This window comes from Negadavirga shengliensis, from assembly GCF_042652345.1.
Lineage (GTDB): Bacteria > Bacteroidota > Bacteroidia > Cytophagales > Cyclobacteriaceae > Negadavirga > Negadavirga shengliensis.
On record NZ_JBHSJJ010000044.1, the window covers coordinates 1 to 1,595 of the forward strand.

Here is a 1,595-nt window from a genome sequence, read left to right on the forward strand (position 1 = left end):
CCACCTCCGTTAACTTAAGGACTAACCTGCTGACAAACAGGTTTTTGAGGACGGCGTAATTCCTCCTTGGAGGAATTGCGTAGTTTTTTCCCCATATTTGTTTAGTTATTTATTTGTAAATAAAAGGCGGCCGTATCTTTGTTCTTCTAACAAAAGGCCGCCTTTTTTTTTGTAAAGATAATTTTTTAGGGGAAAAACGCTTTAAAAACTGACAAAGAAACCACCCAACAACTTGAACTGATACAGCAAAGATACTCCGGACTGTTTTCCAAGGAGGTCCTGGATGCCCTGGCAAGGGAAACGGGCTTCATCCGGCGCGTACGGAAGATATCCGCACTGGATTTTGTAGAATCCCTGGTCTTCAACGGGGAAAAACACGGCCGTCTCAGCCTTTTGGATATCAGTTGTGATTACATGGAGGACACCGGCATAGCGATCAGCCGGGAGGCCATCCATAAGCACTTTACTCCGGAGGCCGTGGAGTTTTTCAAAGCCCTTTTCACCCGGCAGCTTTCCTGTCAGCTGGTCCGGGAGGCGGGAGAGCTGCCGGGGAATGGCTTTTTCAGCGGCATCCATATCAAGGACTCCACCAAATACAGCCTACCCATCGCCCTGGAAGAGGACTATCCGGGCTATAACAGCTTTAACAAGGCCTCTTCCCTGATGAACCTGCAATACGAATTTGACCTGCTGACCATGTCCTGCAGGAGCCTGGAAATGACCAGGGCCACCAGAAACGACCAACAGGACTCCAAAGAGACAGTCGGACAGCTACAGGCCGGCAGTCTGAACATCCGGGACCTGGGCTATATCACCCTTCCCTATCTACTGAGTGTGGTGGAAGCAGAGGCCTATTACCTCAACCGTCTGCACAAGGTGGGCCTTTACCTGCCTGGGCAGGAAGGCGGGTTCAGCCCTTTGGATTGGAAAGGCCTGGACCGGAAGATGAAGAAAACAGGTATGGACTCCTATGAAACAGAAGCCTATATGGGCAGCAAGGAAAAGCTCAAAACAAGGCTGGTGCTCATTCCGGTACCTAAACAGGTGGCTGCCGAACGGATCAGAAAGGCAGGACAATCAGGCAACAGGACCAAAGGCTATAAGCTTTCAGACGAATACAGGATCAAGGCACATTATAACCTGTTCATCACCAATGTTCCCCAGGATGTACTGTCCACCAAACAGGTGATCGAAGCCTATAAACTGAGATGGCAGGTGGAACTGATCTTCAAAACATGGAAATCAAACCTGGACATTGACAGCATCAGGGCCATGAAAAAAGAACGGATGGAATGCCAGCTGCTGGCTAAACTCATCTGGATACTGCTGAATACCAGTATACTGTCGGTGGCCAACCAGCTGCTGGAAAGCAACCGCTGCCATAAACGCTGCAGCTATCCGAAGTTCTTCAAAATGGCAAGAATGTTTACTTCCCGGATGAGAGCAAAAATATCCTGCCACAGGGATCTTGCCAATTGGTTCATCACCAGTCTGGTCCCCATAATCCCCAAATTGACTGTAGAGAAAAGACTCAAACAAAAGCCCCATCATCAAATACTTTACGACCTGTTCTATGCTTAAGTTAACGGATATGG

General features: G+C 48.6%; 1 protein-coding gene. It reads left to right on the forward strand.

The annotated features are described in order from the left end of the window. The first annotated feature begins 261 nt into the window (after positions 1-261). Entirely contained in the window at positions 262-1,581 is a 1,320-nt protein-coding gene (locus ACFPFU_RS25600) for an IS4 family transposase (protein ID WP_377069589.1), read from the forward strand. Positions 1,582-1,595: the final 14 nt, after the last annotated feature.